The sequence below is a fragment of the Streptomyces sp. NPDC059679 genome (assembly GCF_042734105.1).
In the GTDB taxonomy this organism is placed as follows: Bacteria; Actinomycetota; Actinomycetes; order Streptomycetales; family Streptomycetaceae; genus Streptomyces.
This window is the reverse complement of record NZ_JBHWES010000003.1, coordinates 242,084-264,654: the sequence shown is the minus strand read 5'-3', so window position 1 is coordinate 264,654 and position 22,571 is coordinate 242,084. Positions and strand designations below refer to the sequence as shown.

Here is a 22,571-nt window from a genome sequence, read left to right as displayed (position 1 = left end):
GCTTCGCCTGCTCCGGTCAGGCCGGGTGCCCGCCCTCGGCAACGTCCAGGAGCAGCAGGGCCGCGCTGACCTCCACGAGGGTCGCCGGAGCGGAGAGGTCGAGGCCGGCCACCGTTTCGATCCGCCGCAGGCGCTGGCTCACCGTGTTGGGATGGACGCTGAGCCGGTGTGCGGCCTCCGTTCTGCTGAGCTCGCTGTCCAGATAGACGCGGAGCGTTTGCAGCAGGTGCGTGCCGCGCAGCAGATCGTGCTGCCGCACCGCCTCCAGCGTGCGGTCGGCGAAGGCGACCAGCTGCCGGGCGTCGCCCAGTTGCAGGAGCAGGCCCGCCACGCCGAGGTCGTCCGGTGTCACCACGGTGTCCGAACGCCCGGTGCGCAGCGCCACATTGAGCGCTCCGCGAGCGGTCCGGTACGCCTGCACAAAGGTCCGCCGCTCGACGCCGGACACCGCGACGGTCACTCCCTCCGTGTCCGGAACCGCGGCCATCGCACGCCGTATCGACGAGGCGACGGCGTCCATGCGCTCCTTCTCACCGGCCGGGGCCACCCGCGAGAGCGTACGGACACTGTCCAGGGGCCACAGCGCGACCACGGCTCCCTGGTGCATCGCGACGAGCGGTCGCGGCGTGTACGCGGCGGCCAGTTCGGAGACCAGGGCCAATGCGCGCTGGTAGGTGAGGGACCGTCGGGATTCGGTCGCCACGTCGAGTTGCCCGACGACGGCGATGTGGGGGTGGGACAAGTCGTGGCCCAGTCGACGAGCGCGCTCCGCGACCGGGGACGATTCGACGACGGCGCCGCTGAGGATGTCGGCGAGCAGTTCGCCGCGCAGCCGGTGCTCGACCTCGGTGCCGGTGCGCAGCCGGAACAGCTCGAGCGAGATCACGATCGAGGCGTGTTCAAGAGCCCGTTCGTCGAGGAGTGAGAATCCCTCGGCGCCGCGCGGCAGCCACACCCGGGCGACCACCTCCCCCGCCAGCCTGACCGTGGCGGCGACGTATCCGCCTTCTTCGCGCACGATGCCGGTGCCGAGCGTGTGCGCCCCCGACGGGTCCTCCTCCAATGGCAGCGCGGCCCGGACATCGCTGCCCGGCAGCTCCGAGGGCGTGCCGGTCCGCGCGAGCACGGCGCCCCCGGCGTCCTCGACGAGCACGGGCCGCGACACGAGGTCCGCCAGCGCCTGGACGATGCCGTCCAGACCACCGGCCCGCAGAGCGACCTCCAGGAGGCGCTGGTGTATCCGCTCCGATTTCGTCAGCAGGTCGCGCTGGCGGCGCAGCGAGACGTTCAGCTGCTGAAGTTCCTCGACCATCCGTGCCGAGGTGAGCGCGATCGCGGCGTGGTTGGCCAGCAGGGTGAGCCGCTCCACCTCGTGGTCGGTGAAGTCGTGGACGGCGGAGTGGTAGCTGTTGAGCGTGCCGACCACGTCGCCGCCGGCGACGAGCGGCACCGAGAGCATCGACCGGTAGCCCTGCTCCTTCGCCACCCCACCCCATGGCGTGAACTGCGGCTCGCGGTCGATGTCCCGCACCGCGACCGGCAGACCCGACCGGAATGCCTGGCTCGACGGCGCGTGGTGGACACCGTCCCCGTGCAGGCGCACCGGACGGTCGGAGTTGACACGTGCCACGTACTCGGCCGACAGCCCGCTCCATCCCTCGATGACGAGGTTCTGCCCGGAGCTGTCGGGGATCAGGACTCCGCAGAAGCCGAACCCCAGCAGGGACCGCGCCGTGTCCGCGACGAGACCAAGGACCTCGCGCAGACCGCGGCCGGCGCTGACGGCGGCGCTCAGCGCCTGTACGGCCTCCAGCCAGCGGCGCAGTTCGGCGTGCGACTCGGCTCCGTCCGACCCCGCGGGGTCCGCGCTGTCCAGTGACTTTGTCGGCATACATCCAGCATGGCACGCCGATGCATGTCAGCAGGGACATACATAGCGATGGATTGTGTCAGCACAAACATAGAGATGCCCTGGGCCTGTCTGGATACTCGACCGCACGCTGCCGCGCCGAGACGCGGACACCACTCCCCCTCCGCGCATCCGCGGCCCTGTGCCCTTCGTGAGGACAGCCCATGAACGAGAACACCACCCTGCTCGCCGACGCCGACGCCACCGGCACGGCGAAGGTGTCGGACGACGCCGCGCACCGCGATCGGACCATCGTCAACCCGGCCACCGGCGCGGTCATCCGCACCGTCGCGGACAACACGGCGGCCGAGGTGGACGAGGCGGTACGGGCGGCGAAGGCGGCCTTCGAATCCGGTCCGTGGCCCCGTATGCCACGCAGCGAGCGAGCCAGGCATCTGCTGCGGTTCGCCGACGCCATCGAGGCGCACACCGAGGTGCTGTTCCAGCTGGAGACGCGGAACAACGGCCGGCCCATCACCGAGACCAGGGCGCAGCTGTCGCGCGTTCCGGAGTGGTTCCGCTACAACGCGGGGCTGCTGGCCACCCAGAGGGACGCCGTGCTGCCCGGCGACGGCCCCTATCTGACCTATCAGCGGCGGTCACCGCTCGGTGTGTGCGGCATCATCACACCGTTCAACCACCCGCTGCTGATCCTCGCCCGCAGCCTGTCCGCGGCGCTGGCCACCGGGAACACCGTGGTGGTCAAGCCCTCCGAGATGACACCGCTGACCACGCTGGCGCTCGTCGACATCCTGCGCGAGGCCGGGCTGCCGGAGGGCGTGGTCGGTGTCGTGACCGGCGGACGCGAGGTGGGGGAACGGCTCACCGGGCACCCCGACATCGCCAAGATCACGCTCACCGGTGGCACCGAGGCCGGACGGGCCGCGGCGGTCGCCACGGCGGCCCGCTTCGCCCGTGTCACCGCGGAGCTCGGCGGTAAGACCCCGATCGTCGTCTTCGACGACATCGACCCGGTCGTCGCCGCCGAAGGAGCGGCGTTCGCCGCGTTCGTGGCGGCCGGTCAGTCCTGTGTGGCCGGTTCGCGGTTTCTCGTCCAGCGCGGGATCTACGACGAGTTCGTCGAGGCGCTGAGCGCCCGGGCGTCGGCGATCCGGATCGGGGACCCGGTGCGGCCGGAGACCCAGCTGGGGCCGCTGATCAGCGGTGGCCAGCGGGACAAGGTCCTGCGTCTGATCTCGACCGGTGTCGAGGAGGGCGTCCGCGTCGCCGCCGGCGGAGGAGTTCCGGACCTGCCGGCGGAGCTCGGCTCCGGCTACTACGTACAGCCGACCGTGCTGGCCGACGCCACGATGTCGATGACCGTCGCACGCGAGGAGATCTTCGGACCGGTCGCGGTCGTCGTGCCCTTCGACGGGGAGGACGACGCGGTGGCGATGGCCAACGACAACCGGTTCGGTCTCGGGGCCGGCGTGTGGACCCGCGACATCGCTCGTGGCCACCGTGTCGCGGACCGCGTCACCGCCGGAATGGTGTGGGTCAACGACCATCACCGACTGGAGCCCTCGCTCCCGTGGGGCGGGGTCAAGGAGTCCGGCACCGGGCGGGACGCGGGCCAGGAGTCCTTCGACGACTTCACCTGGATCAAGACCGTCGTGGTGCGGACCGCCGCGGACGACGTCGACTGGTACGGGAATGCCGAGCCCGGCCGTCTCAACTGACCGGCTGCCCCGGACGCTTCCCCACTTCCCACCAACTTCCCCGTGGTTCCCACGACGACTCCTGTCCGGCAACGTCCAACGAAGGACCCGCCCATGTCGAAAACACAGGCAGCCCCGCCCGCTCGCGGCTGGCGCACGGAGATCACCCGAATCCAATGGCTCGTCCTGCTGGGGACGACGATGGGCTGGGCCCTGGACGGCTTCGCCGGAAGCCTCTACGCACTGGTCCTCGGCCCGGCCATGACCGAGCTGCTGCCGCACAGCGGTGTCGCGGTGGACCCCGACGCCATCGGGTTCTACGGCGGGCTGACCGTGGCCCTGTTCCTCGCCGGCTGGGCGGTCGGCGGGCTTCTGTTCGGTATGCTCGCCGACTACTTCGGGCGGGTCCGGGTGCTGTCCGCCGGCATCGTCACCTACGCGGTGTTCACCGCGCTGGCGGCGTTCGCCGACACCTGGTGGCAACTCGGTGTCCTGCGGTTCGTCGCCGGGCTCGGCTCGGGCGTCGAGGCCCCGGTCGGGGCCGCGCTGGTGGCCGAGGTGTGGCGCAACCGCTACCGGGCGCGTGCCTGTGGCGTGATGATGTCCGGCTACGCCGCCGGGTTCTTCATCGCCGCGCTCGCGTACCAGTTGCTCGGCGACCACGGCTGGCGGCTGATGATGGGCATCGCGGTGGCGCCCGCGCTCCTCGTGTGGTTCATCCGCCGTTACGTTCCCGAGCCCCCGGAGATCCAGGGTGCCATCGCGGCACGCCGGACACGTAAGTCACAGGGGCAGGCCGCCGCGGCGGACCAGTTCGTCCTGCGCCGACTACTCGCCGCGCCGTTGCTGAGCAGGACGGCGATCTGTACGGCGCTGGCCACCGGCTCGCTGATCGCCTTCTGGAGCGTATCGACCTGGTATCCCCAGATCATCCGCCAGATGACCGCCGCCGGTGCGATGTCCCCCGAGACCGCCAACAGCCGCGTCGCGGTCGCCTCGATGTTGTTCAACGCGGGCGGCGTCCTCGGCTATGCCTCATGGGGCTTCCTCGCCGACGCGTTCGGGCGGCGCAAGGCTTTCGCCATCAGCTTCGCCGTCTCCGCCGTGAGCGTCGGCTATCTCTTCCCCTTCCACCACGGCTACGGCGAGTTCCTGCTCGCCCTGCCCGTCGTCGGGTTCGGCCTGTTCGGAGCCCTGTCGGGCACCTTCGTCTACGGCCCCGAACTCTTCCCGCCCAGTGTGCGCGCCACCGGTATGGCCCTGTGCAACAGCATCGGTCGGTCCATCACCGCGGCCGGCCCGCTGGTGGCCGGGGTCATGGCCGCCTCGTGGTTCGGCGGCGACCTGGGCCTGGCGACCACCTGTGTCGCCGCGGTCGGACTGATCGCCGTGGCCGGACTCGCCTTCGCGCCGGAGACCCGCGGGGCCGAGCTACCGACCGACCCCATCGACCTCGACCCGGACCGGGCGCAACCGGCGACCGGGGCGATCACCAGCAAGGAGATGTACACATGAACGCGTACGACGGTGCCACCGCCGTGGTCATCGGCGGATCGATCGGCGGGCTCACCACCGCGCTCCTCCTGCGCGACCTGGGCTTCACGGTCGACGTCTTCGAGCGGACCCCCACCGCACTCGACGGACGCGGAAGCGGCATCGTGCTGCAGCCGGACACCCTGCGCTGGTTCACCGAGCGCAGTGAGCAGCATCCGCAGGACCTCAGCACCTCCACGGACTGGGTGCAGTACCTGGACACCGACAACCGGATCGTCCACCGCGAGCGACGGACCTGGAGCTACACATCGTGGGGCACGTTCTACCGCGCCCTGCTCGGCGACTTCGGGTCCGACCACTACCATCTGGGCGAGTACGCCTGCGGATTCGACCAGGACGAGCGATCCGTCACGGTGCGGTTCGTGAGCGGGCGTGAGGTGACGGCGGACCTGGTGGTCTTTGCCGATGGAATCACCTCCATCGGGCGCCGCCGCCTCGACCCGGCCGCGGACCTCACCTACTCGGGATACATCGGCTGGCGCGGCACGGTCCCGGAGAAGGACCTGTCCGAGGGCACCCGTGAGCTGCTGAAGGACTCCATCACCTACACCGTGGTGCCCCATTCGCACATCACGCTCTACCCGATCCCCGGCGAAGGCGGGACCGGGCCGCAGGACCGGCTCATGAACTACGTCTGGTACCGGAACGTGCCCGAGGGCCCCGAGCTGTCCGAGATGCTGATCGACAAGCGCGGCTTCCCCGGCACGGTGTCCATCCACCCCGCCCAGGTCCAGGACCGCTACGTGGCCGAGATGCGGGACGCCGCGCGGCGGATGCTGTCCCCCGCGGCAGCCGAGGTCGTGACCGCCACTGCCACGCCGTACATCCAGGTCGTCTCCGATGTGCGCGCGTCCCGGATGGCCGAGGGCCGGGTGGCCCTGATCGGCGATTCCGCGTGTGCCGCCCGGCCGCACGCCGCGGCCGGCACCGCGAAAGCGGCGGCCGACGCCTGGGCCCTGGTCGGCGCGCTCCGGGAGGCGGAGGGCGACATCGGCGCCGCCCTGCGCACCTGGGAGCCGGTCCAGCTCGAACTCAGCGCCCGGCTGCTGGAGCGGGTCGTCGCCATGGGCGAGCGGTCCCAGTTCTCGAACACCTGGAAGCCCGGCGACCCGAGCCTGCGATTCGGTCTCTACGGCCCCGGCCGCTGACGCCCGCGGATACGCCTTAACCCACCACGGAACACACCCAAGGAGAAAACGATGACCAGTGACAACTTTCTCGCGGACCTGCCTCTGGCAGGCGACCTCGTCGCCGGCGGATTCGACGGATGGCCGCAGGAGCTGCGTGCGGAGTTCGAGGCGCACTCCCACGACGGCCGGGTCGGCTCCCGGCTGCTGAGCGAGACACCGCGGGTGCGGGTCTGGGAGATCCGGCTCGCACCCGGCGAGCGCTGGCACGCCCACCGACATGTCCTCGACTACTTCTGGACCGCGGTGAACGCCGGCCGCAGTCGTCAGCACACGCACGACGGTACGACCCGGGAGGTCTCCTACAACGCCGGGGAGACCCGCCACTTCACCTTCGGCCCGGGCGAATACCTGCTGCACGACATCGAGAACGTCGGCGACACCGAACTCGTCTTCACCACCGTCGAACACCTCGACAGCGCCAACGCGCCGCTGGACATCCACGGCGACGCGTCGGACGCCCGGCAGGAGGGACAGGCGTGATCAGCGCCCCGCTCGCCGAGGGCGTCATCGACGTCCACGCCCACTGGCTGCCCACCGAACTGTTCCACCTCCCCCCGGGGGCTCCGTACGGGGGTATGCACGACCGCGACGGCGAACTCCACCTCGGGGACATCCCGCTGTCCATTCCGACCCGGGCGATGAGCGATGTCCCCGCGATCCTCCAGGACATGCGCGCCACGGGTGTGGGGGTGCGGGTCCTGTCCGCACCACCGTTCGCGTTCCCCGTGGGCGGAGTGCCGGGGGCCGATGCGTATGTGACGGCGTTCAACGACGCGCTGTCCGCCGTGGTGTCCGACTCCGGTGGCAGGCTCGTGGGGCTCGGCTTGGTCGGGCTCGACGACGCCGACGAGGCCCGCGCCCAGATGGAGCGGCTGGCCCGGACCGACGGCATCGCCGGGATCGCGATCCCGCCGCTGCTCGCCGGCGGCTCGCTCGACCGGGGCGTGCTGCGCCACATCCTCACCGACGCCGCGGATCTCGACCTCGCCGTGCTCGTCCATCCCATGCAACTGCCCCGGCCGGAGTGGTCGGAGCACTACCTCTCCAACCTCGTGGGCAACCCCGTCGAGAGCGCCACCGCCGTCGCGGCGCTCATCCTGGGCGGCGTCAAGGAGCAGCTGCCGCGGCTGCGGATCTGCTTCGTGCACGGCGGTGGCTGCGCACCGTGGCTGCTCGGCCGGTGGACGCACGGCTGGCGGACCCGGGCCGATGTGCGCCGCCACTCGTCCCGGCCGCCGGCAGAAGTGTTCGGCGAGCTCTTCTTCGACAGCGTCACCCACGACCCCGGACCGCTGGGGCTGCTGGCCGCGCAGGCGTCCAAGGGCGGCGTCGTCTGCGGGAGCGACTACCCGTTCGACATGGCCCAGCCCGACCCGGTCCGCTTCGCCACCGACCACGGTCCCGACGCCGGAACGCTCACCGCCAACGCGCGGGCGTTCCTCGGGCTGTGACGGGCCCGGCGCCGAGACCAGCGGACAGACCGCTCCAGCCGTTCCGAGCCGTTCCGAGAAGGGAACCCACCGTGTCAGACATCTCCCTGGCCGAGCGCCAGGCGGTCAGAAAGGCCCTCAGACGGCTGGGCCCATTGGTCCTGCTCCTGTACACGGCCGGCTATCTCGACCGCGTCAACCTCGGGACCGCCGCGCTGACGATGAACGCCGACCTCGGCATCAGCACCTCCGCCTTCGGCTTCGCCACCGGGATCTTCTCGGCCGGCTACATCGCCCTGCAGATCCCCGGCAACCTGGCGCTCAACCGGCTGGGCCCGCGACGCTGGCTCGGACTGCTCACCATGTCCTGGGGCGTCGTCGCCGTTTCGTCGAGCCTGATCCAGGGCGAGGGCAGTCTCATCGCGACCAGAATCGCCTTGGGCGCCGTCGAGGCAGGAATGCTCCCCGGGATGTTCATGTATCTGACGATCTGGTTCCCGCCGCGGATGCGCGGGCGGGTCACCGCTCTGGTGTGTCTGCCGTTCTACGCGATCCTGGGAACGCCGCTGTCCGCGGCCATCATCCAGTACGCCCACGGCCTGCTGGGAGTGGCCGGGTGGCGCTGGATGTTCATCCTGGAGGGGGTGCCGACGATCATCCTCGGTCTGGTTCTGCTCCGTTTCCTGACCGACTCGCCGGCGACCGCCAACTGGCTCACCGAGCCGGAACGGGAGGCCCTGCTCCGGGTCACCACGGCGGAGACCACCACGGAGAAGCCGAAGATCCGGTTCAGCGACATCCTCGAGCGCCTGCGCGACCTCCGCCTGGTCACCCTCTCCGTGGGCGTCAGCCTTCTGTGGGTCGGCTTCGTCGCCATCACCTCGTTCCTTCCGCTGATCATCACCGGCTTCGCCGAGCAGGCCCACACCAAACTGAGCGTGCTCCAGACGGGCCTGCTGTCCGGGTCCGTCTACGTCCCCGCGACGCTCGTCGCCCTGTTCTGGGTGTCCAGCTCGGACCGGCGCAACGAGCGGGTGTGGCATGTGGCCTGCGGTGCGCTGCTGGCCGCCGGCGGCACCGTACTGGCCGCCAACACCACCGGTCTGTGGCTCACCCTGCTCGGTACGGTCCTGCTCACCTCCGGTATCTATGCCGCCCTCTTCCTGATGTGGCAGATCCCGGTCGGACACCTGCACGGCCCCGTCGCCATGTCCGTCGGTATCGCCCTCACCACGATGCTCGGCAACATCGGCAGCTTCCTGGCCCCCTACATCGTGGGATGGCTGCGCGACACGACCGGAAACTACAACAGCGGCCTGTACTTCATCGCCGCCTCGCTCATCGGCTGTGCCGTCGTCACCGTCGCCGGCAACCGGATACGGGCGCGCACCGCCGCCTCCCACAGCCCAGCCCCGCACCACGACGACCTCGAAGAAGTCACCTCGCACTGACGAAGGACGAAACACCTTGCTCACGATCGACCACATCTCGCTCGGGTCCCGCAACATCTACGCGGGCACCGAACAGCTCTGCGCGGAGACAGGATTCGGGCAGTACGAGGGGGGCTGGTTCCCCCACCTCGGCATCGCCAACCGGATCGTCCCGCTCGGACCGGACCAGTACATCGAGGTCGAGAGCGTCATCGACGCCTACTCACCGCACACCAACCCCAGCGCCCGCTGGTTCTACGACCAGATCGAGGGCGGCGATGTGTTCATCGGCTGGTGCCTGCGGGTCGACACGCGCGACGAGTTGCAGAAGCTGGCCGAGCACTTCGGCACCGGCATCATCGACACGCCCCTGCGCAAGCGAACGGACGGCGTGCAGCGCAACGCGATCCGCGTCCCCGAGACGATTCCCTGCTGGCAGCAGGGTGTACCCAACGTGTTCCTGATCGAGGACCTCTCCGAGCACCCGGGGGCACAGCCGCGCGACGGACAGCGGAACACGCCGCAGGGGATCACCTGGATGGAGGTCGGCGGCACCGAATCGGATATGCGTGCGTGGCTGGGCGACGGCGCGGCCGACCTTCCCTTGAAGTACAACGGCGGACGTCCCGGTCTGTACGCGGTCGCCGTCGCCACGGACGAGGGCGAGGTGGTGATCCGCCGCACGGCGGTCACCGAGCCCCGACAGCCGGCGAGCTAGGAACGGTCCCGCGTAGCCACGCGCGCGGACGCGTTCGCGGGCCGTGTCCGAGTCCGCCTGGGCCCGCACCACCACGGGTTCGACGTGGTGGTGCGGCCAGGGGTGCCGTTCGGCCACCCCGTCGAGGTCAGTCACCCACGGATGCGCAAGGCGTTGTCAGTGGTGCCCTCTAGGGTCGAGGTGGACAGCGCAGGAGCGTTGCCCACCAGTGCGGGGAGGGTGTCATGGGTGACGGTATTCGGTGGCTGGCCGACGGGGACGGGGCGACAGGCTGGATGTCCGGACTCGTCTTTGCCCGGGGGATCGACGCGGAGGAGCTGGCGGTACGGATGGGCGGGGCGCCCGGGGCGGGGACCGAGCCGATCGCCGATGCCGAAGTGCTGGAGCTGGGCATGACGGTCTACCGGCCCGGCGGGAGAGGCGACGGTGTGGTCCGGGTCGGTGAGCACGCCGGATGGGCGTTCGCAGTCGAGTACGGTGACTCCACTGGAGGCGACCGTCTGAAAGACATCTCCCGCGGGGGCGCGGAGGCCATCCACTACGTGCCAGTCGGGGAACATCCGCCGGCCACCGTCTTCTACGCCCACGACGGCCGCTCCATCTGCGGCTTCGGGCTGTGCGAGGAGACCGTCCGTTGGGGCGAGGAGCCCGATCTGCTGCTGCCCGCCCTCGCCGCCGCCGGGATTCTGCGCCCCGACGGGACCGCGTACGGTGATCACGAGAACGAGGACTACACCGCCCGAAGCCGCCGCGCTCTTGCCGTCATCGAAGAGCGCTTCGGCCTCTCCCTGCCCCCGGCCTTCCTCACCGAGGCCCGGCTTCCCGCGTACGCGGTCGGTGGCACCCCGGACATGACCACCGAGGACCCCGACTTCGACGTCGTCTGCGGCTGGGCCACCGCCAACGGCTATCCGCTCCCCAGGGGGCGACTCCGTCTGATCCCCGCCCTCCTGCGACGGGCCTACCAGCACGCCACCAGTGGCTGACACCGCGAGGCCCCGGTGGCGTGCGGCCGTCAGTCCACCGTAAGTCCACGCGCCGCAGGCCACCGGCCCGTGGCGCCCTGACGACGTCCGTGCCGCTGCGCAGTCAACTGCGCGCTACAGCGTCTTCGTCTGACGCCTCGCGGCGCGGGTGCGGGCGCACCGTGAGCGCCTGCTGCGCATATCCGACCGGACCGTGCACGTCGTGCAGAACCGTGCTGGTGACACCCAGCCCCGTGGCCCCGAAGACGACCGTGGTGTCCAGCCCGGTCCAGCGCCCCTCGGGTCGCCGGTAGAGGTGCACGGACATGTCGACGTTCGGGTACATCCACTGCGTGGGCGGCTGTCGTACGGCGATGCCGTTGGCGGTGTCGACAAGTGCGATGTAGTTCGCCAACGCGCCGCTTTGCTCACCGTGGACCAGCGCCAGCGGAGTGGAGACCCAGGCCGTGGTGCGGCCGGGGCGCGGTGTGCCGACGGGCCTCAGGTCAAGGGACGCGATATAGCCGCCCGGCCACTGCTCGGACAGCGCCCAGCCGTCGAGCGGTTCGGGAGCGGGCAGCGCCGCGGGTTCACCGCCTGCCACGGCCCTGGTGTCCTGCGCGGCCAGAAGCCAGGCACGGGCGCGTACGACGGTGCGTTCGGCGATGGTGACCGCCGCCTCGATGAGTTCTATGGTGCGGCCGGGCCTGACCGTCTCCACGGAGATCTGGCACTCGTCGAGGGCGATCCGCCCGAGGATGTCGAAGCTCAAGCGGCTGAACAGCATGCCCGGCCGTGCTTCGGAATCGAGGTGGCGCTCCATGGCGTGGACGACGAGGCCACCGAGCGGGCTGAAGTGCTGCTCGTCCGTGCTCCAAGCCCCGCTGGCGTGGGCGGTCGGCTTGTACCGCCCCTCGTCGATGCGCTCGTAATAACTCGGCACGGTCCACGCGTCCTCGGTCAACGACGTTCTCTCCGTTCAGCACGACACACACCGACACCACTCGGCCGCCCGCCGCTCGGGCCGCTCTGTTCAGTGCCGCCTACACCGACCTCAGCATAAGGGCGACGACGGTGGGGCGAGAGGCGAGCCAGGAAAAGGCGGACCTGTACTTCATCGAGGCCCTTGCCGGAGGAGTACTTGCCGGTCAGCAGCCCGCTGGCAAGCGGGTAGTACGGCAGCACCCCAAGCCCGAACGCCTGGGCGGCGGGGGCACCTTGCCCTGTTGCACCAGGCTGTCGAGCGCGGCCAGGGTTTCCTCGATCGGCGTGGCCGGGCCGGGGGTGTGGAACTGGTGCAGGTCGATCCGGTCGGTGCCCAGTCGGCGCAGCGACTCCTCGACAGCTCGGGTGATGTAGCGGCGGGAGCCGCGGACTCCGAAGTCGCGGCCGCTGGCCCCCTCGGCGTCCATGCCGAACTTGGTGGCGATCACGACATCATCGCGGTGGCCCTTCAATGCCTCACCGAGGAGTTGTTCGCTCAGCCCCGGAGGTGTGCCGTAGGTGTCGGCGACGTCGAAGAAGGTGATGCCGGCGGCCCAGGTCCGTCAGGGGGCCGTCAGCTCCCCGGTGCGCAGGGCCGCGGTCACGCCACCGTCCATCAGCAGGTCGGCACCGGTGATGAACCCGGCGTGCTCGCCGAGCAGGAAGGCCGATGCCTCCGCGACCTCGTCGGGCGTGCCGAAGCGGCCGGCCGCCGACACCTCGCGGACATGCTGGAACCACTCGGCGCGGGGACCGGAGAGCTCGTCCTTGGCCAGTGGCGTGATGATCACCCCGGGGCTGACGGCGTTGACACGGGCTCCGCGCTTGCCCCACGCGACGGCCGCGGTCTGCACGCGCAGCGAGTTGGCCCGCTTGGAGAGGGCGTACGCGTGGACCGAGGAACCCACCTGGTCGGGCTGGAGGAACGGCAGCGCGAGCAGTTGCGAGGTCTCGGTGGTCGCCAGTGCGCGCTCGATGTCGGGCGCGTAAGGGCTCTCGCGGTGTCCGGCCATGCTGGCGATCACGATGCCGGCCCCGCCCGGGGCTATGACGCGGGCGAACGCGTCGAGGACCAGAGCGGTGCCCAGGAGGTCGATGTGCAGGACGCGCTCCGTACTGGCCTGGGTGGGCGAGACACCGGCGTTGTGCACCACCTGGGTGACCGGGCCCAGCCCGGCCGCCACGTCGGCCAGGGCCTCGACCGCGGCGCGGTCGGAGACGTCGGTGACCCGGGTGGTCACCTCGTAGCCCTCGTCGCCGAGCTGTTCCGCGGCCTCGGCCAGTGCCTTGTCGCTGTAGTCGGCCAGCAGCAGAAGGCGTCCGGCACCGATACGGCGGGCGACGGCGCGGCCGATGCTGCCCGCGCCGATGACGACGGCGATTCCCTTGCTCACGTCAGGATCCTTCGCTTCGTGGTGGTGGGAGTCAGTGGATCAGGGAGTCAGCGAGTCAGGGGGTCAGGGAGTCACCAGCACCTTCAGTGCCTCGCGGGCCGCCATCGCCCGATAGCCCTCGGGTGTGTCGCCCAGGCCCACCGTGCGGTCGAAGACACGTCCGGGCTGGATACGGCCCTCGAGGATGTCGGGCAGCAACTCCTCGATGTAGGCACGGGCCGGGGCCACGCCGCCGGTGAGGGTGATGTTTTTCATGAACTCCGGGAAGCCGAGGGGGACTTCGCCGTACTGGGGCACGCCGACCCGGCTGACCGTGCCGCCCGCGCGGACCACGCCCAGTGACGTCCGGAGGGCGGGCAGGGTGCCGACGCACTCCAGCACGGCGTGGGTGCCGTCGCCGCCGGTCAGCTCCCGTACGCGCTCGACGCCCTCCTCCCCGCGTTCGGACACGATGTCGGTGGCGCCGAAGTCCCGGCCCAGGTCGGTGCGGTCCTTGTGCCGGCCCATCAGGATGACCCGCTCGGCACCGAGCCGCTTGGCGCTGATGACCGCGGACAGCCCCACCGCGCCGTCGCCGATCACTGTCACGGTCGTACGGGGGTTGACCCCGGCCGTGACCGCGCAGTGGTGGCCGGTGCACAGGACGTCGGAGAGGGTGAGCAGGGAGGGCAGGAGGGCGGAGTCCTCGGCCACCGGCAGTTTCACCAGCGTGCCCTGGGCCTGCGGCACCCGCACCGCCTCGCCCTGCCCGCCGTCGATGCCGTCCCGCGCCCACCGGCCACCGTGCCGGCAGGAGGCGTGCAGGCCCTCGGCGCAGAAGTCGCAGGTGTTGTCGGACCAGAAGAAGGGGGCGACGACCAGGTCGCCACGCCTGAGGCCGGACACGTCCCCGCCAGTGTCCTCGATGACGCCGAGGAACTCGTGGCCGATGCGCACGCCGTGCTCCGTGGCCGGCATGGAGCCGTACGGCCACAGGTCGCTGCCGCAGACACAGGCGCGCAGGACATGTACGACGGCGTCGGTGGGCTGCTGGATCTTCGGGTCCGGGACGTTCTCGACGCGGATGTCGCCGGCGCCGTACATCAGTGTCGCTCGCATGAAGGTTGCTCCCGGGGGTCAGCGGATGATTCCGACACGTTCGACACTCCCGCGCGGGCGCGTCGCGCGGCAGACCGCGGTGTTCCGGGGAGCGGCGTTCCGGGGAGTGGCAGGGCCCCTCACGCGCCCGCCGTTGCTCAGCTCACCGGACCCCGTCGTCGCCGACACCCGATCGCACCAAGGTAAGGTTTACCTAATCAAATGGGCCTCTGGGCGGGGGATCCCCTGTTCAGCACCACGATGAAGCCGCGCCGGATTCAGGGGAGTTGGCCGTTGGAGACCGCACGGTGAGGCGGGGCAAGAGAGCCCGCCCCGTTCTGCTCATGACACTGCTGGGTCGTGGCACTGGGGATCATCTGCCTGCTGTCACTCGCCCTCGGCGCGGCGAGTATCCCGCCGGACCAGGTGGTGCGGGCGCTGTTGGGCGACCCGCCGAGCCGGTTCGTGGACAACATCGTCTGGTCGGCCCGGGTGCCGCGTACCGCGCTCGGTCTCACGGCGGGCGCCGCCCTCGGTCTGTCGGGCGCCGTCATGCAGGCCCTGACCCGCAATCCGCTCGCCAGCCCCGACATGATCGGCCTCACCCAGGGCGCGGGCACCGCCGTGGTGGCGGGCATCGTGCTGGGCTGGGACGACGGCCTCGGCACCCAGACCCTCGGGCTGCTCGGCGCGCTCGTCACCGCGCTGGCCGTGTACGCGCTCGCCTGGCGGCGCGGCGCCACCGGCTACCGGATCATCCTGGTCGGCATCGGGGTGGCCTGGCGGCCTGGCCAAGGAGCAGTACGAGACGCTGTCGAAGTTCGCGCCGGTGGTGGCCCAGCCCAAGGAGTACAACGACTTCGGCGTTCCGTGGCAGCGGCAGACGGAGCTCATCGGCACCGCGCTCGGGCAGAAGGCCAAGGCGAAGGAGCTGGTCAAGGGCGTCCAGGCCACATTCAGGACCGTGGCCGCCGAACACCCGGCCTTCGCCGGTGCCCGCGCGGTGATGGCCACCCCCTACGACGGCATCTTCGTCTTCGGCCAGGACCCGCGCTCCCGCGTCCTCACCGACCTCGGCTTCACCCTCCCGGCCGACCTGGACAAGGTGATCGGTGACGAATTCGGCGCCAGTATCAGCAAGGAGCGCACCGACCTGCTGGACACCGACGCGATCGTGTGGATCGTCGCCGACCCGGCCAAGGACGAGGGCAAGCTCGACCGGAACCCCCTCTACTCCGATCTGAAGGTGGCGAAACAGGACCGCGAGGTCTACGTCAAGGAGTCCAGCGACTGCGGGAACGCCATCTCCTTCGTGACGGTCCTGAGCCTGCCGTACACGCTCGACCGGCTGGCCCCGCAACTGGCCGCCGCCGTCGACGGCAAGCCCGCCACCCAGGTGGCACAGCCGGCGTCCTGACCGCGTGCGACCTCCACTCCCTCAGCACGGTGGCCGGTACGTGTGCTGGGGGAAGTACTGGCGCCATTCGGCCTGGGTCATGGCGGGGAAGGCGGTGGCGCAGATCCGGGAGGCGACCCGCTCGGCGCTGGGGTCCCACAGGAGCGCGGTCCAGTCTTCGCCGCCGGTGGCGAGGGTTCGGCCGTCGGGGCTGAAGGCGAGCGTGTCGACCGGCTTGTTGTGGCCTGCCAGAAGGGCCAGTTCCTGGGCGCCACCGTGACCGGCGATGTCGTACAGCCGCACCGTGTCGTCCGAACTCGCGGCGGCCAGCATCTGCCCGCCCGGGGCGAAGGCGACGGACATGACGCCGTCGGCGTAGCCGGAGAGCCGGCTGCGCGGGACCGGGTGACGGGGATCGGCCAGATCCCACAGCCGTACGGTGCGGTCCTCGCTGCCGGTGGCGAGGGTGCGGTCGTCGGGGCTGAACGCGACGGATTTCACCCCGTCGGTGTGGCCGACGAGGACAGCCAAGCGTCCCGGGTGCCGTCGGTCGGCCAGATTCCACACGCTGGCCGTGCGGTTGCGGTCGCCCACGGCCAGGGTGCGGCCGTTGTGGGCGAACGCCACGGAGTCCACGGCGCCCGCTCTCCGCAGGGCGGCCAGGAGACGGGGACGCCGCGCATCCGTCACGTCCCACAGCCGTACGGTGCCTCCTTCACCGCCGGTGGCCAGGGTGTGGCCGTCCGGGCTGTACGCGATCGCGTTGACGTGGCCGACGCGGGGCGACAGAACACCCAGCAGGCGGGGACGGCGCGATGCTTCCGGGGCCCACAGCCGTACCGTGCCGTCGGCACTGCCACTGGCCAGGACGCGCCCGTCCGGCCGGAAGACCACGGAGTTGACCGGGCCCGTGTGGCCGGTGAGTGGGGGCAGCTCCCGGGGGCGGCGCAGGTCCGTGAGGCTCCACATGCGCACGCTCCGGTCGTAGCTGCCGGTGGCAAGCAGGCGGCCGTCGGGGCTGAAGGCGGCGGAGTAGACCGAACTGCTGTGGCCGGTCAGGGCCGGTCCGGGGAGATCCCACAGACGTGCGGTCTGATCCGCGCTGCCGGTGACCAGGGTAAGCCCGTCGGGGCTGAAGGCGAGCGATCCGATACCGCTGGTGTGGCCTGAGAGAACGCCCAGTTCACGGATAGGGCCGGCGGCGGTCACCACCCACCGCCGTACGGTGGCGTCGGTGCTGCCGCTGGCCAGTGTGCGGCCGTCGGGGCTGAACGCCACCGTGGTGACCGCGTCGGTGTGCCCGGTGAGCGCCTTCACCGGGTGGGCGTGGCGTGGCGTGGCCACGTCCCACAGCCGCACCTTGTAGTCGGTGCCGCCGGTGGCGAGCCTGCGGCCGTCCGGGGCGAACGCCATCGCGTTCACGGTACCGCTGGGGTCGGCCTCGGCCGACAGTTGCCGCGGACGCCCGCCGGAGGCGGGCACTGCCCACAGCCGTACGGTGTGGTCGGTCTGGCCCGTGGCCAGCATCCGACCGTCCCGGCTGAACGCCACCGCGGTCACGGCGGCTGATACCTCCAACGCGGCGAGGCGGCGTGGCCGGTGACCGTCCGAAAGCCGCCACAGCCGGATCCCGTCCCGGGCGACCACCGCCAGTGTTCTCTCGCCGGGGCCGAATCCCACTCCGACGGCCGGACCGGCGTCGGCCGACAGGCGCGCCTCGAGCCGAGGCCGCCGCACATCGCCGATGTCCCACACCGCCACCTTGCCGTCCTCGCCTCCCGCGGCCACCAGACGGCCGTCGTGGCTGACGGCGACCGTGCGGACGGGGCCGGCCAGGCGGGGCAGCGCGCCGAGTTCACGCGGCCGGTGAGGATCCGCGACCCGCCATAATCGCACGGTCCCGTCGGCGTCGCCGGTGGCCAGCGTGGAGCCGTCCGGGGCGAACGCCACCGTGGTGACCACGATCCGCCGACCGGTCAGCTCTGTGGCATACGGGGTGGCGAACGTGCTGAGCAGAGCGCCGCGCGCCTCCGGGGTGGGCGACAGCCGGTAGGCGGCCAGACTCACCTGGGCGGCCAGGGCGGGGTTGGCCGCCCGTACCGCCGCGGCCCTTTCGGCGGCCCGCTGTGAACTCGCCACATCGCGCTGTGCGCCGGCGTCGTCGCGCTGCCGGTCCGCCGACCGCTGCGCCACGACGGCGAGGACCGCGGTCGTGGTCGTGAGGACGAGCAGGGCGCTCAGCAGCGCCACCGCCAGGTGTCCCAGCCGGGTGCGGCGCCGCACCGCCGTTTGCTCAGCCGCCCGAGCGGCCGAGCTCGCGTCCAGGAACTCACGCTCCGGGGCGGACAGGGACGTGCGGTCGAGTCCGGTGGCCATGGTGAGGCGGGTGCCGCGGTACAGCGCGCCGGGGTCGCGCCCCAGCGTTTCCCAGACCTGCGCCGCGTCGGTGAGCCGGCGCAGGGTCCGGGTGTCCTCACGGTCCTCGGTCAGCCATCTGCGCAGCCGGGGCCAGCACCGGATCAGGGCCTCGTGGGCCAGTTCCACCCGCTCGCGGTCCAGCGTCAGCAGCCGCGCGGCGGCCGCACGGTGCAGCACGGCGTCGATATCGCCGCCGTCGGCCTCGGCCAGCCCCTCCAGCTCCTCCAGGCGGGCCGGCCGCCGGGTGTCCTGCGTGCCCTCGCCCAGGGCGGTCAGCCGCACGAACACCCGCCGGGCCAGCTTCCGCTGCTCCCCGTTCAGTTGCCGGAAGAAATCCTCCGCGGTGCGTACCAGGGCGCCCTCAAGCCCGCCCGCAGCCTCGAACGCGTCCAGCGTCAGCGCGTTGCCGCGCCTCCGCCGCCAGGTCTGGAGCAGCGCGTGGGACAGCAGCGGCAGCATCCCGGGCTGGGCGTGTGCCTGGGCCGTGAGCGTCGCCAGCAGCGCGCCTTCGACGGTGAGTCCGGCCCGGTGGGCCGGTTTGACCACCGCCCGGCGCAGCTCGTCCAGGCCCATGGGCCCGACCGGCACCTGCGCATCGCGCATCGCCTCCACCAGCGGGGCGTTGTGGGTGCAGTACGTGTAGAAGTCGGCCCGTACCCCCAGCACCACCCGGCACCGGGCGCCCCCGGCCGAGGCGGCGGTGACCAGGGCCTCGATGAAACGGTCCCGCTCGAAGTCGTCCCGGCAGAGGGTGAAGGCTTCCTCGAACTGATCGACGACCAGCACCACGTCGCCGCCCGCCGCATCGGAGCGGACGGTGATCTGCCGCACGGCGCGGCCCAGGTTCTCCGGGGCCTCCTTCAGCTCCTCGTACAGTCCGCCCGGCGTGACCCCCGCCAGCGCGCCCAGCCGCACCGCGCACTCCTCCAGCGGCCGCGGCCCCGGCGTCAGCACCACTGTCCTCGCCGTTCCTTCCAGGCGCGGCACCAGCCCGGCCCGCAGCAGGGACGACTTGCCCGAGCCCGAGGCCCCGATCACGGCCACGAACCGCTGTCGCTCCAGTCGCCCGGCCAGCTCGTCCACCAGCTGCTCGCGGCCGAAGAACCACTCCGCGTCCTGTTCCCGGAACGACCGCAGGCCCGCATACGGCGAGTCCGCGTCGGACTCCTCCCCCGGGCCGAGGGCGGAGGGCCCTTCACCGAGCTGTTCCGCCGCTTCCCGCCAACGCTGCTCCCACTCCTCCACCTCCCCCTCGCAGGCGCGCACATACGCCAGCGTCACCGCCAGCGTCGGCAGCCGCTGCCCGGAGGCCGCGGAGGACAGGGTGGAAATCGAGTAGTGCGCCTGTTCGGCCAGTCTCCGGTACGTCGGATTGCCGGCCTTCTGCCGCAGCTGTCTGAGGCCCGCGGCGAACTCCAGTAACAGGCCGTCCCCCGGCTCCAGCGGTCGTTCCCTGCGCGGCATCGCCGCACCTCCCCCTTGTTGCCGCATGTCCTGGCCGGCGCGGCGTCGTCACATTTTTCAGGACTTGTTTGTTCGGCACCAGGGCTCGAAGCCGAACAATGCCCGAGCCGCTAGACCTGGGAGCGGACAACAGCGCGTTCCAGGGCGTGATGTCGGTCGAGGCGGAGGAGCTTTGCGGTGAACGGGTGGTGGGTGGTGCTGCCGGATACGGAGGCCGCCGCCGCGCTGGCGGCGCGGCTGCGGCATGACGAACCCGACGAAGGCGCGTCGAGCTGTCTGCGGCATGCGTCGGGCAGACCCTGGCTGGTCGGCCGGCGGGTCGACGGGCACATGCTCGCCGTCCAGGCGGGGGCCACGCGGCTCGCCCTCTCGGGCAGGTTCACCGTCTCCCCGGAGGAGCTGCGCCGGAAGGTCGCGCGGGTGCGGAGCGCGCCGGACGTGGAGCGGGCGGTCGCCGGGCTGGCGGGCGGTTATCACGTGCTGGCCTCGGTGGACGGCAGCGTATGGGCACGGGGGACGGCCTCTGCGGCGTGTCGCGTCTTCACCGCGCGCGTGGACGGCGTACCGGTGGCGGCTTCGGACGCGGATGTGCTGGCCGAGCTGGTCGGTTCGGCACCGGACATGGAGATGCTGGCGGCGCGGCTGCTGGAACCGGGTGTGTCGTGGGCGGCGTTGGGCGGGCGCACCATGTGGCAGGGGGTGCGTGCAGTACGGCCGGACGAGGCGCTGATGTGGCCCCGCGACGGCAGCGGACGCACGGTGCGCTGGTGGTGCCCTCCCGAGCCTGTCCTCCCGCTGGGCGAGGCGGCACAGGAGGTGCGCGCCGCGCTCATGGAGGCGGTGGGCACATGTACGGCGGGCGGGGGAACGGTCAGCGCGGACCTGTCCGGCGGGCTGGATTCGACGAGCCTGTGCTTTCTGGCCGCGCGCGGTGACGCCGCGCTGGTGACGGCGCGCTGGGAGGGTGTGGACGCGCGCGATGACGATGCCGCATGGGCCGCCCAGGCCGCTCGGGAGCTGCCCGCGGCCACGCATCTGGTGGTCGGGCAGCAAGAGACGCCCGACTGGTTCGCAGGGCTGGGGTCGCTGCGCCTGGCCGCGCAGGAGCCCGGCCCCTGGACGCGGGACGTCACGAAGCTGGACGACTTGCTGCGCCGTGTCCAAGCACGCGGGTCCCGGCTGCATCTGGGCGGTGGAGGCGGCGACGAGCTGTTCACCCCGGCCCCCTCCCACTGGATCGACGCCTTGGCGCAGCACCCGGGGATGGTGCTCAAGCGGGCCCGGCGGCAACGCCTCGACTGGCGTGTCAGCCGCTGGGCCATGCTGCGGGCGCTGACGGACCGGCGTGACTACCACCGGTGGCTGCTGGAGGCGGCCGACCATCTGACCGCCCACCGCACGCATGGGCCGGCGGATCACCTCGGCTGGCAGCCAATACCCCGTATGCCCGCGTGGGCCTCCCCGCAGGCCGCCCGCTCGGCGCGGGACGTGCTGCGGGAGGCCGCCGAACGCTGCCCCGAGCCGCTTGCTCCCCAACGCGCCCTCCACGCCGTACTGCACCAGGTACGGGAAGGCGGTAACACCGTGCGCCTGATCAACAAGTCCCTGCCAGGACCCGATCTCGCGCTGCCCTACACCGACGACGCCGTGGTGGCCGCCGCCCTGTCCGCCCGCCCGTGGGAGGCCGCGGCCCCGGGGCGTTTCAAACCGCTGCTGACAACCGCGATGGACGGCATCGTTCCCGAGCAGATCCTGCGGCGCACGACAAAGGGCCGGTACTGTGCGGACTTCTATCGCGCCCTGGACCGGCAGCGCGGTGAGATCTCCACGTTGCTGGACGGTTCGCTGCTGGCCGAGGCCGGCCTGATCGACCCCGACCGCCTGCGCCGCGTCGCGCATTCACTCGCCTCGATCGCCGACCTGGCACCGCTGATGTCCACGGTGGGCTGCGAAATCTGGCTGCGCTCACAAGAGCGGACGCCGCACCACCTCACGTCCACGCTGACCGGAGCCACGCCATGAGCCGCATCACGCTACGCCCGCAGGTGACGTATACACACACTGATGAGGGCATCGTGATCCTGACTCGCGTTGACGCAGGGGTTGGTCAGATGGTGGCCAGCAGCAGGTCCTCGCCGCTCGACGGGCGAAGGCCGTCGGTGCGGTCGGCGAAGTAGCGCTCGGCCAGCACGGCGCCCGATACGTGTCGGGCGTCCTTGAAGCCGGCCTCGCGGGCCATGGCCGGCATTTCCTCCGGCGTGTAGAAGCTGATGAATGGCGTTCCGGATGCGCGCGCGCCTTCCGCACTGGCACGGAAGCCGGGCCGATCGGCGTCATCGACCAGTTCGGGTGGCAGCATGAAGGTCATGGCGAGCGTCGAGTCGGGGGCGAGCCCGCCGATCTGGCGCAGGGTGGCCGCGGTGGCCTCTTTGGTGAGGTACATGGTGACCCCGGTGGAGACAATGACCGTCGGCCGGCCGGGCTCGAAGCCGGCAGCGGTCAGCTGCTCCAGCCAGGACTCGCTGGCCTCGAAGTCGACCGGCACCAGGTGCAGCCAATCGGGAATGCCGTACCCGAGTTCGGCCAGGCGGCGGCGCTTCCATGCCTGAGGGCCGGGCTGGTCGACCTCGAAGATCCGCAGGCAGGAGGCGATCTCCGGCTTGCGCTGCGCGAAGGTGTCCAGGCCGGCTCCCAGGATGACGTACTGGGCGAGGCCGCGGTCGGCCTGCTCGGCGACCAGGTCCTCGATGAACCGAGCGCGGGCCACGATGGACGCCCGGAATCCGCTGGTGGCGTGCGGGTCCATATCGGGGCGGCGGCGCCAGTCCTCTTCGGGGGCCGCCAACTCGCGGCCGATCCCGTCCTCGAGTACATGGGGCGGTGGATCGACCTCCAGGTGCATCGCCCGCCAGAGGGCGACCCGCACCGCACTGCTTTCCGGCGCCCCGGTCTGCTCGTCTGCCATGGTGGTCCCCTCTTTCCTG

16 protein-coding genes and 2 pseudogenes are annotated in these 22,571 nt (G+C 71.3%); 11 read left to right on the top strand and 7 right to left on the bottom strand.

Annotation, left to right across the window (positions count from 1 at the left end; genetic code table 11):
* Positions 1–16: 16 nt before the first annotated feature.
* Positions 17–1,891 (bottom strand): helix-turn-helix domain-containing protein, encoded by a 1,875-nt coding sequence (locus ACFV2X_RS06045; RefSeq protein ID WP_385611989.1) that lies wholly within the window; start codon positions 1,889–1,891, stop codon positions 17–19.
* A 182-nt stretch (positions 1,892–2,073) separates the two neighbouring features.
* On the opposite strand from ACFV2X_RS06045, the gene ACFV2X_RS06040 reads away from it, so the two are divergent.
* From ACFV2X_RS06040 to ACFV2X_RS06005, 8 genes are all read left to right on the top strand, one after another.
* Positions 2,074–3,588, top strand: a complete 1,515-nt coding sequence (locus ACFV2X_RS06040) for an aldehyde dehydrogenase family protein (RefSeq protein WP_385611986.1) — start codon at positions 2,074–2,076, stop codon at positions 3,586–3,588.
* Between the two features lie 93 nt (positions 3,589–3,681).
* Positions 3,682–5,082, top strand: a complete 1,401-nt coding sequence (locus ACFV2X_RS06035) for an MFS transporter (protein WP_385611983.1) — start codon at positions 3,682–3,684, stop codon at positions 5,080–5,082.
* Positions 5,079–6,269 (top strand): FAD-dependent monooxygenase, encoded by a 1,191-nt coding sequence (locus ACFV2X_RS06030; RefSeq protein ID WP_385611980.1) that lies wholly within the window; start codon positions 5,079–5,081, stop codon positions 6,267–6,269. The genes ACFV2X_RS06035 and ACFV2X_RS06030 overlap by 4 nt, the downstream gene beginning before the upstream one ends.
* Before the next feature lie 51 nt (positions 6,270–6,320).
* Positions 6,321–6,791 (top strand): hypothetical protein, encoded by a 471-nt coding sequence (locus ACFV2X_RS06025; protein WP_385611977.1) that lies wholly within the window; start codon positions 6,321–6,323, stop codon positions 6,789–6,791.
* The gene (locus ACFV2X_RS06020; RefSeq protein WP_385611975.1) at positions 6,788–7,762 is read left to right on the top strand and encodes an amidohydrolase family protein; all 975 of its coding nucleotides are present in this window, start codon (positions 6,788–6,790) and stop codon (positions 7,760–7,762) included. The genes ACFV2X_RS06025 and ACFV2X_RS06020 overlap by 4 nt, the downstream gene beginning before the upstream one ends.
* Before the next feature lie 71 nt (positions 7,763–7,833).
* Positions 7,834–9,192: an MFS transporter gene (locus tag ACFV2X_RS06015; RefSeq protein ID WP_385611973.1), complete on the top strand. Its 1,359-nt coding sequence runs from the start codon at positions 7,834–7,836 to the stop codon at positions 9,190–9,192.
* Between the two features lie 16 nt (positions 9,193–9,208).
* A complete protein-coding gene (locus tag ACFV2X_RS06010; protein ID WP_385611970.1) occupies positions 9,209–9,889 on the top strand; it encodes a VOC family protein in 681 nt (226 codons plus the stop codon).
* Between the two features lie 224 nt (positions 9,890–10,113).
* Positions 10,114–10,875, top strand: a complete 762-nt coding sequence (locus ACFV2X_RS06005; RefSeq protein WP_385611968.1) for a DUF6461 domain-containing protein — start codon at positions 10,114–10,116, stop codon at positions 10,873–10,875.
* Between the two features lie 103 nt (positions 10,876–10,978).
* Here ACFV2X_RS06005 and ACFV2X_RS06000 read toward each other — a convergent pair whose 3' ends face one another.
* The 4 genes from ACFV2X_RS06000 to ACFV2X_RS05985 form a co-directional block, all read right to left on the bottom strand.
* Entirely contained in the window at positions 10,979–11,818 is an 840-nt protein-coding gene (locus tag ACFV2X_RS06000; protein WP_385611966.1) for a thioesterase family protein, read from the bottom strand.
* 184 nt (positions 11,819–12,002) lie between these two features.
* A complete protein-coding gene (locus ACFV2X_RS05995; RefSeq protein ID WP_385612356.1) occupies positions 12,003–12,338 on the bottom strand; it encodes an aldo/keto reductase in 336 nt (111 codons plus the stop codon).
* A gap of 63 nt (positions 12,339–12,401) precedes the next feature.
* Entirely contained in the window at positions 12,402–13,232 is an 831-nt protein-coding gene (locus tag ACFV2X_RS05990) for an SDR family oxidoreductase (RefSeq protein ID WP_385611963.1), read from the bottom strand.
* A gap of 63 nt (positions 13,233–13,295) precedes the next feature.
* Positions 13,296–14,330, bottom strand: a complete 1,035-nt coding sequence (locus ACFV2X_RS05985; protein ID WP_385611961.1) for a zinc-dependent alcohol dehydrogenase family protein — start codon at positions 14,328–14,330, stop codon at positions 13,296–13,298.
* A gap of 339 nt (positions 14,331–14,669) precedes the next feature.
* On the opposite strand from ACFV2X_RS05985, the pseudogene ACFV2X_RS05980 reads away from it, so the two are divergent.
* Both ACFV2X_RS05980 and ACFV2X_RS05975 read left to right on the top strand, forming a co-directional pair.
* Positions 14,670–15,092, top strand: a pseudogene (locus ACFV2X_RS05980) (iron chelate uptake ABC transporter family permease subunit); the annotation flags it as partial.
* Positions 15,091–15,726, top strand: a pseudogene (locus ACFV2X_RS05975) (ABC transporter substrate-binding protein); the annotation flags it as partial. The pseudogenes ACFV2X_RS05980 and ACFV2X_RS05975, both read left to right, overlap by 2 nt.
* A gap of 21 nt (positions 15,727–15,747) precedes the next feature.
* Here ACFV2X_RS05975 and ACFV2X_RS05970 read toward each other — a convergent pair.
* Entirely contained in the window at positions 15,748–19,587 is a 3,840-nt protein-coding gene (locus tag ACFV2X_RS05970) for an XRE family transcriptional regulator (protein WP_385611959.1), read from the bottom strand.
* 177 nt (positions 19,588–19,764) lie between these two features.
* On the opposite strand from ACFV2X_RS05970, the gene ACFV2X_RS05965 reads away from it, so the two are divergent.
* Complete coding sequence (locus tag ACFV2X_RS05965) at positions 19,765–21,609, top strand: asparagine synthase-related protein (protein WP_385611956.1); 1,845 nt, start codon at positions 19,765–19,767, stop codon at positions 21,607–21,609.
* An 85-nt stretch (positions 21,610–21,694) separates the two neighbouring features.
* Here ACFV2X_RS05965 and ACFV2X_RS05960 read toward each other — a convergent pair whose 3' ends face one another.
* Positions 21,695–22,552, bottom strand: a complete 858-nt coding sequence (locus tag ACFV2X_RS05960) for a class I SAM-dependent methyltransferase (protein ID WP_385611953.1) — start codon at positions 22,550–22,552, stop codon at positions 21,695–21,697.
* Between the last annotated feature and the right edge of the window lie 19 nt (positions 22,553–22,571).